The sequence below is a fragment of the Aneurinibacillus aneurinilyticus ATCC 12856 genome, assembly GCF_000466385.1.
Lineage (GTDB): Bacteria > Bacillota > Bacilli > Aneurinibacillales > Aneurinibacillaceae > Aneurinibacillus > Aneurinibacillus aneurinilyticus.
In genome coordinates, this window is record NZ_KE952722.1 from 1 (window position 1) to 15,262 (window position 15,262).

Sequence of the window (15,262 nt, forward strand, 5' to 3'; positions counted from 1 at the left end):
AACAGAAGAAGGATAAAACAGAGCTGGCAAAAATCGAAGGCGGCTATGGCGTCTAAATTTTTCGGGCAGGAATTTTTAAGGGACGTAACGTCCCTTAAAAATTTATACCGTTTATGAAAGTAGCGGAGATAAAAATATGAAAAATTATTATGCAATACTAGGAGTCGAAAAAGGCGCTTCACAGGAAGAAATCAAAAAAGTATACAGGAAATTAGCGAAGAAATATCACCCTGATGTGAATGCTGGAAGCAGCGAGTCGGAAAGAATTTTCAAGGACATCAGTGAAGCCTATCGTACATTGTCTGATGAATCGTTAAGAAAAAAATATGATGCCCAGATGAATAACACAGGGGAAGCGGCAAGTGGAGCAAAAAATCAAGCAGATACAAATACCCGAACCCACAGTGCTCAGGAATCCTATCAAGGATTTGATATGCGGAATATGGAGAAAAACTTTGAGCGTTTTTTTGGCTTTAATCCAAAAACAAAGGAAATGGCAAACCGGGAAAAAGATAAAAGTAAAAATCCTATGGATACGACAGATTTATTTGAAAGCTATTTTCGAACAAAAAAAAGATCACAAGGTAAATGATTAAACGGGGGAATGGGTGTGAGGAACCGTTTTTTTAAACGCTACATAAACAATTTAGCTGATGATGAACGATTTTTTAGGATAAAAATGATCGATATTTTACTGATAATAGTAGCGGTTACTGCACTTATATATGTGTATTGGTTAAATACAAACAGCAATTTAAAAATCGGATTTGGCTTTTTTATTGCAATCGCCACGGTGGGATATGTAATAGGGAAATATTGGATTACAACAGATGACATAGAAACGGAAGCTGGAATTACGAAACTCATTCTTCTGGATGAAAAGGGAGCAGGGATAAAGGAGTGGTATATACAAGGGGAAACATCCTTGCTAATTGGTAAAAGCTCAAAACATAGTGAGGTTGACATCGATCTTTCAGATGCTGAATATGCATCGCTTATTAGCAAGCAGCATGCCGTATTGAATTATGCTGATGGCAACTGGTACATCGAGGACATCGACTCCAAAAATGGAACCGGCATAAAGCAGGCATATAAAAGCGCGAAGAGTAGGCTGGAGGCTCAGGAGCCATACAGAATCGGTACGGGAGATGTTATATACATAGCGAATACAAAAATATTGTGTACATGAGAATGCACCTTGATATGAAGCAAATGGAGGAATGAACGGTATGAGTTTGGCAAGATGCGCAAATGGACATATGTTCAGTACAAGAAAGCACGGCAATACATGTCCTTATTGCAACGTTATAGTAGATTCCGGCTTGAAAAATGAGAACCGAAGAGCGGTGGCAATAGGCGAAGATGAGAAAACAATGCCATATTTGGGGGAAGTAGAAGGAATTGAGCCTGTAACAGGGTGGCTTGTATGTATAGAAGGGCCGCAAATTGGTCAGGATTACAGAATTATGGCAGAGAAGAATTTTATCGGAAGAGCAGAAGAAATGCACATACGGATTATTGGAGACAATACAATCTCAAGACGGAATCATGCTGTTATTGTCTACGATCCGAAAAAACGGAATTTTTATTTACTGCCAGGAGATGCGTCAGGGCTCGCCTACCATAATAATGAAGCTGTATATTCGCCTACAGAGCTAACCGCATATGATGTCATACAGCTGGGCAGGAGTAAATTCATATTCATCCCTCTATGCGGAGCCCATTTTGAATGGGAAAACAATACAGATAGGGAATGATGGTCACAATGGGGGAACGAGAGCTGGAATGGATGCCTTATTTAATCGCAATCGTTTTTATTGTCATTTTTCTTTTTTTAATTTATATAAGGAAACTTCTGGGGAAGGAAGAAGAAAGCTCAGGCATTCGGATTGGCAATGGGCAAACAATAGGCAGACGGGATGAGCAGGATGACTATTTCTCGACGGCAACAACCTCGCATGGAACGATAGCCGTATTGGCCGATGGGATTAGCGGACTTGCGAATGGAAGAATGGCGAGTACGCTCGCTGTGGATGTATTTATACAGAAATTTTTGGAGCTGAATCATATAAACGACATTCCGCATTTTTTTACGGAGGCTTCCCGTTTGAGCAATGCAGAAATAATAAGAAGCTTGAAAGGGGCGAATGGCGGAACAACATTGGTTGTTGCTGTCATATCTGATGGTTACCTGTACTGGGGAGCAGTGGGAGATAGCTTGATCATGATCTTTAGAGATGGTGAGTTTATCAATATTAACCATAAGCATATTTTAGAGTCGGTACTGGAAGAGCGTTATCTTGCAGGAGAAATTACGAAATATGAAGCCTTGGATAATCCGATGAAAAATAGACTCATTAATTATTTGGGATACGAGGGCTTTAAGAATATAGAGATTTGCAAGACACCTATTGCATTGAATAAAGGAGACAGGGTTATCCTTTGCAGTGATGGAGTCTACAACAGTGTGACAGAAATAGAATTAGAGAAAATCCTTTCTAAAAATACTTCTCCTTATGATGCCGCCCAGGAAATTATTGAAGCTGTTAATGATAAAAGGTTAAAAAATCAGGATAACGCTACAATCATCGTACTAGAAAACGGCTAGTAGGACATTTTTGTGTGTAAATAAAGCTTTGGAGAAGAGAAGGAGCAAGAGGTACGAATGAGAAAAGACAACAGCGAGTTCAAAACAGCTTTCCTATCCGAAGCAGGTACATTCATAAACAATAAAGACTATTTTGCATTTATAGAACTTGATGATATAGCCTGCTGGGTGGTAGCTCACGGTCTGGACTCGGATAGGGAAGTGGAAAGTGCCGAAATGGCGGTACGAAGCATACTGGGCAATTTCATAAATAATCCTACCATGTCCAGAATGAAGATAAAAAAATATATGCAGGAAGCCCATAAGCTATTACAGGAGGAAAGCCATCGTGTAAGGCTCAAAGCTAGTCTGGCATTAGTCGTGACGAATTATACGAAAATGATCTGGGCAGTTGCGGGTAACGCCAAGCTATACCACTTTAGAAATGGAAGATTAAACTTCAAAAGCAAAGATCAAAGCCTTGCCCAGCTTATGGCGGATGAAGAGGAAATACCTGAAAGCCAGATTGAAGAGCATGAAGAAAGAAATAACCTGCTGAACTATCTGGGTAAACCGTATGATTTCAAGCCTATTGTATCTAAAAAATATCAACTCACAGATGGGGATGTCATGGTACTTGGGACCCCCGGTTTATCAGAGGGAGTCAATAGCGTAGAGATGCTGGATACGATCCGGGAGGCTAAAGAGCCGGAAGACGCCGTCGACACGCTGGAGGATGTTCTTCTGAGTAAACAAAGGCCGATAGTAAACAATTATACGGCAGCTACGATTTTCGTGAACAAAACGTACAAGGAAGATCCAAAGAAAAAAATAAGAATAATAAAGAGAATTGTAGTGGCTCTGGTCATCTTTGCATTAATCGGCGGCGGAGCCATTGTATATAAAGTTCGGACAGCCGCTAAAACAGCGGAAAGCGTTGCAAGCATGATAGAGCAGGAAAAGAATGGAGATGCATTCATACAGGACGGGGATTATCCAAAGGCATTAAAAGAATATAGCGAGGCCAGAAATGCGGCTGTACGAATTAAAGACGCTGTACATATGAAGCTAATAGGCAAGAAGTATCGCATTACACAGTTAATTGTGGATGGGGATACTGCCTTTAAAGATGGTGATTATGCAAAGGCATTAAGCAAATACGAAAAAGCCCAAAAGGAGGTACAAGGAAGGAAGGACTTCAACGTAAAGGAAGTGGATGGAAAAGTAAACACAAGCAAGTCCCTCATTCAAATCTCCAACTGGATGAAGGAAGGGGACTTAAAGTTCGAAAAGCAGGATTATGCAGGAGCAAAAAGTACATACGAGAAAGCCAGAAAAGCAGCAATTGCAGCTTCATTTACGGACGGAGAAAAAGAAATAAAAGCGAAGCTGGACGAGACGGAAGAGAAGATGTCAACCATTGAGAAAGAGAAAAGGCAACTGGACGGCGAAAAGCTTGAAAAGAAGGGGGATAAAAGCTACGCCTCACAAGATTTTAAAAAAGCTATCGAATCGTACGCTACAGCTCAAGAGGTGTATCAGGAGATCGGCATGCTTGAAAAGGTGTTAAGTATGGAGCGAAAAATAACGAAAGCAGAAGAAAAGCTAAATCCGATTCCGAAGGAGGGAGCGGAAGCTAATGCAGGGGCGCAGCCGAATGGACCGGCAGCGAGCGGCAATGCGGATCAGGCGGCGGAGAAAGGGGGCAAGTAGCGGTCATGAAAGACATTGTAGCAGATAGGCTAAATAAGATAGAAGATTTGGAACAACGCAAGCTGCTAAAAAACATAATGACAAGCGTTTTTTTGAACCTGGTGGACTATCAGGAGGAAATGAACAGGAAGCTGGAGGAAAAGGTTTTTAATGAGATAACAGGAACAACAGAAAACCTTGATATTTATGTCACGGTATGCTCCAGAGACGAGCTTGACCCCATACATGAGTTTCTATACCCGATGATACCCGGGGATGCAGAGAAAAAAAACTGCAATATGACGGATATTATCTCCAGGTTAAGCGCTAAGGAAGAGGTCCATTTGCTGACGCTATTCTTGCAGTGTGACTTTGTGAAAAGCAAAGAGCTTATAAACAGTCAGCGAGCATTTCATGGAGAGATGATTACGACAGAAGGACAGTACCGTATTCAGGTGAGCCTGCAACAGAACAAAACATATATGGATGAAATCGAGAAATTGTACAATGTCTTTCAAAAAAACAGCATTCCGTGGCGAACGGTGAATCACCCGTATGCTAATAAATTTTTTGATGCCGTGCTGGTTGGCTGCGAGGGAACGCTGAAGGAAGAGGAAGAAATTCAGGAGATAAGAATTAACCTTGAGGAATACGAGGAATACAAACGGCTTAATATGGTTCCTTTATGGAACATAGCAAGAATAGAGCTGAAAAATCAGGGCTTTCCCATTCCTGCTATGGATAAGGTGAATTTTGAGCATATTCTTTCGCTGCGAAAGCCGGGAGTGGAACATGGATACCTGATAGATGGGGAAGAAGAGATGATCAAGTACATCAAACGCACACCGGAAGAGTTAATTGTTGTTTCGCCCCAGGAAAAATCAGGCTCATGGAATGTGCTCAAGGTTACACAGCCTGTAAGCAGCAAAAGCGCTGATTTGGCATACGAACTCATATCGAATAAACGAAAAAATAGCTTTATGGATGCTTTTATTAGGAAGCAGGCTATAACCGTCCGGGCAAAAGGCGAAATTAGCAGGATTGCGTGTTCATTTGAAGCAACACAAGATTTTGAGCTGGAGCATGTAGAAATTAAGGAACAAGAGGGGAAAGCTACAGAAACATATGATATGAATCCATTCATAAGCGATCATGTACGGAGCGAAAAGGATAAAAAAGTGATGAAGCTGCGGTTTCGGGCAAGTGACAATAGCTTTATTCGCCATGACATACTGAGCTTTCTCGTATCTGAAATCCAGATGTATTTTCCGGAATACAAGTGTGAAGGTGAGCTGTCTTGAATTATATTTGGGACTTACTCATAAAGGCAGAACGTTCAGGGCTTACCAAGGGAGAAATTTATTTTGCTGCCGCGAAAGTATATTCTCCTTATATGGAATTAAGCCATGAAGCAATTAATACTAGCGTTGTCGAGCAAAACGTAGAAATCAATCCATACTACAGATTTTATGCTATTTTTCGGGACTTATTTGACATTAATAACCATGAGGATATGGATTTGAAAAACGCCTTGTTCGATATTGTTGTTCATTTTCTAGCGGATATCGACCGTATACAGGGGATGAACAAACGGGAGTATTACATCAGGTTTGCGCTGCGTGATATTGAGAACGGAATGTTCGGAAGCGATGTCAGAGAGAAGATAGACGTATTTGACAGCGAAGAAAAAGAAGTGATCGCCAGTAATGTTTTACGGCTGTACGAAACGGGAGAGTCCGTCTATTTATTAAAAGATACGATGCGGAAAATATTCAAGCACTCTGTAATCTATGCAAACTGTGAAGAAAAAGATGAGCTGTTGATATATATTGGCCAGAAAGCGAATAAAACAGCGCAGGCAAAGCTGGAATGTATTAAAGAAATTTTTCTTCCTGTGCGCTTTCATACGGAAGTCTACTGGAAGGAGCATTTCGGTATTATCGATGTCAAGGAAACGATGCGAATAGACAGTATAGCACTCTACTAATGGATAGGAGGGGAGGTTGCTGCCATGGGCACATATTCATACAGGTTGCACCTGCATAAAACCGGGTGGGACGAAGCCAGCAATACGGTCAGGTATACAAGAGATGAGCTTTCTGAAATGACAACATTCCAGCTTAGAAATATATGCTATCGGGAGAAGCTGGTCAAAGGATTAATCAATACGCTTGATAGGGAGGAACTTATCCAGACCATCTTGAAATTTCGCAGCGCCGAGAAAAGCCTTCTCATAAAGACCTTCAAAAAAGAAGGATTCGAGAGGGTAGAATCGGCGTTGGAAAAATACTTACATACCCCGCTTTCAGATAAAGGGAACATCAAGATTCCAGCTAAAATGAATCTTTATATCGGATTAAAGATAGATAAGCTGGATAAATATTGTGTGGAGGTCGGAAGCGGCATCACGGAATCCAATGTGTTGCTAGTAAACGATGCCCTTGAATTATGCGCGATTCTTAACCTGATAAAAGACAAATCCGGCACATACTACTTGACGATGGAAAAAGAAATAGAAATAAAAAGGACGGGGAACAGGAATTATAGCTTTCTGTTTTTTCGGGAGCAGGATTCGGAATACATATACAGAGCCTACTATGAGGACAAGCCGCTCCCCCCTGCAAACCTTCATTATTATAAGGTGCCTGTTGCTGATCTGGAGATTAAGGATTTGGAGGAGACAGAGGCTGTCCTGGCTATCGATTTCGGAACGTCGAATACGACAGCCGGCACGTATCTTGATAGTGGATACGTAGCTTCACCGTGCAGCAATGATCTGCTGAACGGCAGAATTCAGTTAAACAGCATTAATTTTGTCGCATTTCCTGACACTTTTCCCAAGGAGGAAGAATGGATTGAGATTCTGCCGACAGTGGTGAGCATAACGGATTGTTCCGATCCCGACAATATAGCCTACGCCTTCGGCTATGATGCGATGAAATATATGAAAAAGAACGGATATAGCAGCCACGCTACCGTATTTCATGGCATCAAAAGATGGGTGAGCAATTATACGAAAACTGAGGAAGCGATAGACGTACAGGGGAATACTGCACAGGTGAAAAGAAGCGAGATTTTGCGGGCGTATCTCCTGTATGTCATAGGGATGGCAGAGCACCAATTCAAATGCAGATTCAAGAACTTGCATATTTCCAGTCCTGTAAAATTAAAAACACAATTTCTGGAGATGTTTACCGAAATATTGCCCGAATATCGCATCGAAGCCGAGAATGCGCTGGATGAAGGAATGGCAGTGCTTTTTAATACGATCGCAAATCAGATAGAGAAAAGCAGCTTTATCGACGGGGAAGCGTATAAAGCGCTCGTTATCGATTGCGGCGGAGGAACAACCGATCTCTCATCGTGCCAGTTCCGAATTGAAGACGGGCATATATCCTATAAGATTGACATTCATACCAACTATGAGAACGGAGACACGAACTTCGGAGGAAACAACATCACCTACCGTATTCTGCAATTTATGAAAATTGTATTTGCGGATTACTACCGCAACGGCAGAAGCTCAATAGACATCGACAACCTGATTGATATTCCCGGGACGGACATTTTCAGGCATGTGGACGAATTCGGGATCAGCTCTGTATATGAGACCTTCGAAGCAAGCTATCATGAGGCGGAAAAGGTCATACCTACCCGGTTTAAGGCATATGAGAACAAGACACTGGACGAGTACCAGCGAGTAAAGAATAATTTCTACTTTCTATGGGACATTGCGGAAAATATGAAAAAAGAATTCTTCCGTAAAACCGGAATTCTCAGAAACCGTTTTTATGCCGAGAGTGGAAACCGAAAAGAAAATGATATGAAAATTACAACGGTTGATCGCTGGTTTTTATCTGTGCGGGAAAATGAGCGTTACAGGGATGTGTACGAATGTCCGGATGTCGTTTTTAACATCAAGGAGATCAATCAGTTAATCAAGGCCGATATTTACGAAATTGTTCGTAAGTTTCTGGAGGATTTCTACCAGCAAGGAACGCTTCAGGAATATTCCATCATCAAGCTGACAGGCCAGTCGTGCAGGATTGATGTTTTCAAGGAGGCATTGAAGGAATTCGTACCGGGCAGAAGCATTGAATTCAGGCAGAAGTCGGAGGATACAGGAAAGGTGCCCGATTTAAAGCTGGCCTGCCTGCGGGGGGCCTTGCGGTATCTCAGCGCTCAAAAAGCGGGAGACATCGAGGCGCACATTACGAATCATGCCCCTATCGTTCCTTACTCTGTCACTGCCTTTACTCACAATCAGCAGGAAAAAACGCTCATTAGAAATCAGGAAAGATTGAGTCAAACCCGGGGCTTCATATCGAAGCCAATTGGCATTGCCGAGATGGAATTCTACCTGAAGGAAAGCGAAGGAAATGTACGCTACAAATACGTATACATGAATTATGCCGAAAACTACAAGCCTGTACTATACGAGCATATCGCCGAACTGTACGGCAGGAACATCCCTCAGGATGATACGGACTCTATCGTAAACGGGGAAGTAAAGTTTTTTGTGTTTGCTGATAAAGATAGCTGGGGTTTTCATGTCGTCCCCGTAGCAAGACGAAGTGAGCGATTGTATTTAGGCAAGAAGCAATTTTTCGCCTTTGAGAACGATCTGTCTGAGCTGGATTATTTTGATGGATGGAAATAAATCATACACACCTGTTGATTATCCATAAGGAGGAAGAAGGTACACGTGTAGGCGTGTTCCCTCGTCTTTTTCCTGCAATGAAGTCACACGGCCGCTTTGTGGCACAAAGGCCGGACCAGCAAAACATCTGGGTCTCTCGGTGTGGGAGACAATTGCTGGTCATTTTCGTCCTTTGCGCCACACGCTCCACACAGGAAAAACAAAGGGGACGCACGCCGTACGCGAGGTTATTTTCCATCCACTTATGGATACCAAGGGTGTTGATTTTTCAGAGAGTAAGGAACAAGTTATATATGCTTTTCTGCGGGAGACGAACCCGTCGACCGTTCGGGATTCGTTGTGTAGCTATTCACTCTGAATAATGCTAGATAATCAACACCCTTGAAAGCACACAGTGAAGAAAGGAGGGGGAATGTTGTTTGCAAATCTGTATCCGAATTTCAATAAAGGCCGAATCCTGAAAAAAGAAATGCTGGAGAATCTAAGAGATTATCCGAGAAGCTTTATTGATATTTGTTTCAAGAAATATTCTGACGGGATTATTGCGGGGGCTGACATTGCGGTAGGAGAAGATGAGCTTACCATTGGGACAGGAATGATAAAGCATAACGGCACGATGTATATGCTTGAAGACGAATATCGCCTTCCTTATCATGCCACAGGTGCAGAAGCCATCATTAAAGTACGGTTTACAGAAAAAGCTGAGCATAGCGACTTCGTATCGTATGGTACGGAAATCCTCCTGAGTCAGGATATGCAAGTAAAAAGGGATGAATGCGAGCTGGGGCGGTTCAAATTAAAGGAAGGGGCAAGACTGCGTTCGGAATATCAGGATTTCGCCGATCTTGCTACGGAGTACAATACGGTAAATATTATTCATGCACAATACGCAGGGGTGGAAAAAAGCACGCTCCATCCTTATATTCTGCGCTATTTTGCAACAGACATCTTGAAGCACAATTGCTCCAACCCTTATGACATCGTGTTTGCGATGCAGTGCATGAACCAGCCCGCTGTAGACAGGGAATTGATTCTTTACTACATAGTCAACAGGCTGGAAATCCCGTACACACAATACTCCAACGAACAAATGCATAAATACCTGGGGCGCATTGTAGAAGAAGTGAAGAGAGGGCATCGCGTAAAGCCGGGAGCAAGACACGGCGGACCCCAGCGGGTCATCGTGGACTAATGAGGAAAGGCTGGTGAGTCTGATGGAATATATGGATGAGAAAATCATCGGATTAATGAACGAATTACAAGATGAGATAGCCCGGCAGTCCAAGGAAAGTGATGCAGATGAAAACGGATTACTGGATTTATCCATTACGATAAACGATGAAATCATCCCGTTCGAAGAAAAAAGCTTGTTTGAGGATCGGTTGAGAATTCTTTTGCCAGAGACGTTTAGTATTATGCCCTCTGAGATAGCAGCATTAAAATACCCTTCTGAGAAAAGACCGGGTCTAATCTATACGAATGAAAGCACTTCGATTAATATCGCTTTTAATTACACGGAAAGCCCTCTGGATGATGCAGATTTAGATACTTTTAAGGACAACATGGTTCAAGTTCTGAAGCATAGCCAGCCGACGGCTCAATGGCTGGAAGACGGTGTTAAGGACATGGAAGGGCAAAGAATCGGGTATTGCGATTTTATCGTCCCGGCTTCGGATGTACCTGTATATATTCTGGTGTTTTTCGTGGAATTGGATGGGAAGGCTCTATTGTGTACGTTCAATTGTACAGAAGAAGAAATGAAAGAATGGAAGCCTGTTGCCAGAGGAATCATGAGCTCGGTAAAAATAACCTTCGGTGAGAAAGGGGAAATAGATATATGAGTCTTTCCGTTATTGCCTATAACAATCTGCAAATAGCCCCCTATAAGCTGACTAACCTGCTAGAGCTGAAAATAACGAAGAGAATGAATGAACACGCAAGGCTGCACTTCACAGGTATCGTATCCGAGGAGCTGAAGGATAGCTACGTGGAAATGACGGAAGTTCAGACGAAAATCGAGATTAGCCAAATAGATGAACAGGCGAATCGTACCCCTCTCTTCGCTGGAATCGTATTATGTATTGAAATAAAAGCGGTCAGGGATATTTATTACATAGACGTAGAAGCGGTTTCCCATACGTACACGCTGGATATTAAGCGGAAAAGCCGCTCCTTTCAACAGAAGGACATGCCCTACGCTGCCCTGCTGCAAGAAGTAGTATCCGGCTATCCTGGTGTTGATGTCATGGACATGGCTTCAAACGGAGCCAACCTCGAAAAGTTTACAATCCAGTATCAGGAAACGGACTGGCAATTCCTGAAACGGATGGCATCCCGTTTTCATACGGGACTTGTTCCCGCGTCTAGCTTTGATAAGCCTAAATTCTACTTCGGTGTACCTGAAGGGGGCTATAGTGGTAGGCTGGAAGACTTCCATTACAGCATAAGAAAAGAATTATCGAACTTCCGTAGTTCCTCGGAAAATGATATGGCAGGTATAGAAGAAAACGACTTTATTTATTATGAAGCTGAGACCGATAAAGTGCTGGACATTGGCAGTGAGGTCGATTTCAAAGGAAAAACGCTTGTTGTAAGTGAAGCGCATACTGCAATGAAAAACAGTCTGCTGAAACACCGGTACATTCTGTGCTCCAAAAAAGGAATGAGCCGTAACGCTATGTACCATCAGGAAATCACAGGCATATCGCTACAAGGAAAAGTCATTGCTGTAGAAAAGGATAATGTCAAGGTTCATCTTGACATTGACAAAGAGCAAAGTATAGCAAAGGCGTGGTGGTTTCCTTATTCAACCGCCTATACGGCGGAAGGCAACAGCGGCTGGTATTGTATGCCTGAGCTGAACGACTATGTGAGGATTTATTTTCCGAGTCGTAAAGAAGAAGAAGCGATTGCAATGGGATCGGTACGGAAGGATTCAGAGATCAAAGAGAAAAATAAGCTCGGTAACCCTGACATCAAATATTTCAGAACCGCATTCGGCAAAGAATTAATGTTCAGCCCGGAGGAAATTGTCATCACCGGAAAAGACGGGGAAATCTTTATCAAACTAAATGAAAAAGATGGCATTCAAATTTTTAGCCAAAAGAATATCAAAATCATATCACAGGCTGACATCACTATGAGTGCCGAGAAGAAGATAAGCATAACTGCCAAAGATGAAATCAATATAACATGTAAAGAAAGCAGCATCAAAATGAACGGTATCACCAATATTATTGGAAAAGAAGTGAAAACAAACTAGATAGGGAGAGGAGGAGACGGAATGGTTAAAGAGGATGTAGTACAGCATTTCACTGAAAATGAGGTGCAGATTAAAACCCTGGAAAGCCTGCTTGCTTTAGAGGAATACTTTCAAACCCATAAGGATGAGCTGGTACATGACTTTGTCCAATCTTTCAGGGAGATATGCCGGAAAATCAAAGCGATGCAATCGAGGGGAGAAAAAGGCAACATCGGACATATTACGTACTCCATGCTGCGCACAGAAATCATAGAAGGACGGCCTATATACTTAATCGATGCTTCGGATAGTACCTGGTTTTTTGATCTGAAGGAATGTCAGGCCGAATATAACGCAGGATGGGCCTTTCAATATCTGGATGTGTTAGAAAACGAGATCGAACAAATAAGCAAAACCTATATGGGAGCGATAACAAAGCCTGATATTGAAAGAATAAAGCTAGGATTGGCTGATAAATACAATCAGTATGTCGTTAGCCTGGCACGGTACGCGATGCCACAGGCAATCGCATTGCCCGAATATATGGAGATTGATAAGGAAGAGGAACTGGAAGTTCGCGTCGGAGAATACCTCGATATTAGTGAAATCATCCATAAAGAAGATGTGACCGTGAAAGATGCGGAAGAAATAAAGGGATGGTTGGAAGAAAAGCTAGAATATGAATACGCGTACGAAGTATTCGCAAATCTCGACTTATCGCACGGCAATTATGAGGAAATCGATCTGCGATATGCACATATGAAGCAGAGCAAGCTATCCAGGAGCAATCTGCGTGGATGCATTCTGCTTGGCACCAAATTTACCGACTGTCATCTGCAAGGAGCCAACTTTAGTCATAGCTTTATTTGTGAAGCCGACTTTAGCTATAACGATCTCAAAGGTGCGATATTTTATGACGCTGAAGGGGCACAAGGGTTACCCGATTCGGCTTCCTGGGAAATGCCCGGATTCGTTCCGGTACGCTTCGAGGGAGCGGACCTTGAGCGGGCAGATTTTGAAGATGCAAATCTTGTAGGTGCTATATTTATAGGCGCGAATCTTACGGCTACGAATTTTAAGGGCGCGAATCTTGAACGCGCCGTATTTTCCAGGGAAGACATGTTAAAAGTCGATCTAGACGATAAACAAAGGGCAAGCATTATCTGGAAGCCGTAACCTTTTGTCGGGAGAGGAGCAAGAAGAATGAATTACTTTATTATTTCGCAGGACGAACGAATCTTTGATGCTATAGAGCCAACTGGCGTATCGCAGGTCATTACAAGGGAGCAGATGGAGGAAGAACAGCTCCGCAAGATGGACAAGCTGATTCTTCAGTTTTCGCTCAAGGAAAAAACCACAAACGAATATGTCGACTTTATCCAAAGGCCGATCCCTCTGCTGTCCGATCAGTGTAAGCAAATCATCGAGAAATACGTCCCACATATGTACTTCAAATCTGTCGTTCTTGTCGACCGAAAGCAAATGAGACAGGACGTATACTGGCTCATCGCACCGCCTCGCATAAACTGCCTGTCTGATGAAAGTGAGTTCCATAAAGATGGAACGATCAAACGGCTGGTCATTGACGAACAAAAAGCTATCTCTCATAAAATTTTTAGAATCGACGGCATTCTGGAAGATTACATCCTTATCAGTCTGGATGTAGCAGAAAGCTTACTGCGCAGGAACTTTACAGGCATCCGGCTCAAAAAGGTAGAAAAGGAGGGTGTGTATGAGCGTTAAAGTTTTCGATGGTAGTGGAGAAGGACAGAGCTATGTAGTGACAGGTGCTGTATTATCATGCAGTCAGGGAAGCGCCCAGAGCAAGCTGCAAACTCCGTTCAGTCACGGTGTATACAGCAAAGGTAAAGCACAGATGAACATTATGGATTATAAGCCGAATGTTAACATTATGCCTTTCGGCGTGTGCAGTAGCATGGCAAATCCAGCGGTGGCGGCGGCGACTGCCGCCAACAATGGCAAATTGACAAAAATGCCGTGCACGCCCATTGTGACAATGCCGTGGCTGAATGGGAAGCAAAATGTTTTAATCGCGAAACACCCTGCCCTGCTGAGCAAATGCACAAACCACTGTATATACAAAGGCACGATCAGTATTGAGGAGGATGGACAGGAATAAATATGAAGGAAGGATGAGGGGGGGATTGTGTGGGAACGAGTGATCATCTGATAGGGTACGGCAATATTCAATTCCTATCGCCCTATGAGGTAAAGAGTCTGAGTGAGATGACCATTGTAAAAACGGTACAGGATCATGCCAGGCTTTATATCACTGGGATCATCCCGGAAGAACAACAAGATGTCTACATCGAAAAGGCAAGCAGTACGGATACAGTGAAAGTAAATGAAGTGGAGAACGGCAGTGTAGTGCGAACGCTGTTCAGCGGACTAGTGTCTCGTATCGGAATCAAAGTTGTCAGAGGGATTTATTATATCGAATTGGAAGCGATGTCCCATACGTGCAAATTAGATAACAAGCGGAAAAGGAAATCGTTTCAAAACAAGGAGATGCGCTACACAGAAATGATTGAAAGCATCCTGAAGGACTATCCCGGTTGCGACTATATCGACATGGCTGCACGGACTTCCAAGCTGGAGAAGTGTATTATACAATATGATGAAACGGACTGGGCATTTCTGAAGCGGATGGCCTCGCGCTTTGGGGCTGTTCTCATCCCGGAAGCGACAACCGACACACCAAAGTTCTGGTTTGGACTGGGAGACGGAAAGTCAGGGGAATTGCTTGAGCATCAATATAGCGTGAAAAAAGCCTTTCCTCTTTATATGGAGACGACAGAGAACGGCTATGCGACGGGGCTTGCTGTAAATGACTTTCTTTGCTATGAAGTGGAGACCGGGGCTTATTTCAATCTGGGAGACAGGGTGACCTACAAAGGCAAGGAATGGGTCATCTCCCGTTCTACGGCTGTGATGAAGAGTGGAAGTGTGACATATGAATACATACTTGCCACGGAAAAAAGCATCCGGCAAAACCTTCTGATGAATCGCCGGATGGCCGGAGCCTCTCTGACAGGAAAAGTAATCGACCGCACGAAAGATA

At 42.9% G+C, this 15,262-nt stretch carries 14 protein-coding genes and 1 pseudogene; all 15 read left to right on the plus strand.

Translation table 11 applies throughout. From position 1 onward, the window contains the following. Window positions 1-136: 136 nt before the first annotated feature. A complete protein-coding gene (locus tag HMPREF0083_RS29700; protein WP_021620181.1) occupies window positions 137-592 on the plus strand; it encodes a J domain-containing protein in 456 nt (151 codons plus the stop codon). An 18-nt stretch (window positions 593-610) separates the two neighbouring features. Beyond that, window positions 611-1,189 (plus strand): FHA domain-containing protein, encoded by a 579-nt coding sequence (locus tag HMPREF0083_RS05705; RefSeq protein ID WP_245191316.1) that lies wholly within the window; start codon window positions 611-613, stop codon window positions 1,187-1,189. A gap of 40 nt (window positions 1,190-1,229) precedes the next feature. Further along, the gene (locus tag HMPREF0083_RS05710; RefSeq protein ID WP_040301631.1) at window positions 1,230-1,757 is read left to right on the plus strand and encodes an FHA domain-containing protein; all 528 of its coding nucleotides are present in this window, start codon (window positions 1,230-1,232) and stop codon (window positions 1,755-1,757) included. Window positions 1,758-1,765: 8 nt separating this feature from the next. Further along, entirely contained in the window at window positions 1,766-2,608 is an 843-nt protein-coding gene (locus HMPREF0083_RS05715) for a PP2C family protein-serine/threonine phosphatase (RefSeq protein WP_040301632.1), read from the plus strand. 57 nt (window positions 2,609-2,665) lie between these two features. Further along, window positions 2,666-4,300: a PP2C family protein-serine/threonine phosphatase gene (locus HMPREF0083_RS05720; RefSeq protein ID WP_021620185.1), complete on the plus strand. Its 1,635-nt coding sequence runs from the start codon at window positions 2,666-2,668 to the stop codon at window positions 4,298-4,300. 5 nt (window positions 4,301-4,305) lie between these two features. Then, window positions 4,306-5,580 carry a hypothetical protein gene (locus tag HMPREF0083_RS05725; RefSeq protein WP_021620186.1) on the plus strand — a complete coding sequence of 425 codons (1,275 nt, stop codon included), beginning with the start codon at window positions 4,306-4,308 and terminating at the stop codon, window positions 5,578-5,580. After that, entirely contained in the window at window positions 5,577-6,266 is a 690-nt protein-coding gene (locus tag HMPREF0083_RS05730; protein ID WP_021620187.1) for a hypothetical protein, read from the plus strand. The genes HMPREF0083_RS05725 and HMPREF0083_RS05730 overlap by 4 nt, the downstream gene beginning before the upstream one ends. 24 nt (window positions 6,267-6,290) lie before the next feature. After that, on the plus strand, window positions 6,291-8,939 hold the full coding sequence (locus HMPREF0083_RS05735; protein WP_021620188.1) for an Hsp70 family protein: 2,649 nt from the start codon (window positions 6,291-6,293) through the stop codon (window positions 8,937-8,939). Between the two features lie 415 nt (window positions 8,940-9,354). Continuing rightward, window positions 9,355-10,131 carry a hypothetical protein gene (locus tag HMPREF0083_RS05740; RefSeq protein ID WP_040301637.1) on the plus strand — a complete coding sequence of 259 codons (777 nt, stop codon included), beginning with the start codon at window positions 9,355-9,357 and terminating at the stop codon, window positions 10,129-10,131. A gap of 13 nt (window positions 10,132-10,144) precedes the next feature. Further along, window positions 10,145-10,780: a hypothetical protein gene (locus HMPREF0083_RS05745; RefSeq protein WP_051354552.1), complete on the plus strand. Its 636-nt coding sequence runs from the start codon at window positions 10,145-10,147 to the stop codon at window positions 10,778-10,780. Continuing rightward, window positions 10,777-12,201, plus strand: a complete 1,425-nt coding sequence (locus HMPREF0083_RS05750) for a hypothetical protein (RefSeq protein WP_021620192.1) — start codon at window positions 10,777-10,779, stop codon at window positions 12,199-12,201. Before HMPREF0083_RS05745 ends, HMPREF0083_RS05750 begins: the two co-directional genes overlap by 4 nt. Before the next feature lie 21 nt (window positions 12,202-12,222). Next, entirely contained in the window at window positions 12,223-13,356 is a 1,134-nt protein-coding gene (locus HMPREF0083_RS05755) for a pentapeptide repeat-containing protein (RefSeq protein WP_021620193.1), read from the plus strand. 27 nt (window positions 13,357-13,383) lie between these two features. Beyond that, window positions 13,384-13,923 carry a hypothetical protein gene (locus HMPREF0083_RS28665; RefSeq protein ID WP_021620194.1) on the plus strand — a complete coding sequence of 180 codons (540 nt, stop codon included), beginning with the start codon at window positions 13,384-13,386 and terminating at the stop codon, window positions 13,921-13,923. Next, complete coding sequence (locus HMPREF0083_RS05765) at window positions 13,913-14,320, plus strand: DUF4280 domain-containing protein (protein WP_021620195.1); 408 nt, start codon at window positions 13,913-13,915, stop codon at window positions 14,318-14,320. Before HMPREF0083_RS28665 ends, HMPREF0083_RS05765 begins: the two co-directional genes overlap by 11 nt. Window positions 14,321-14,349: 29 nt before the next feature. Continuing rightward, window positions 14,350-15,262 (plus strand): annotated as a pseudogene (locus HMPREF0083_RS05770) (contractile injection system protein, VgrG/Pvc8 family); the annotation flags it as partial.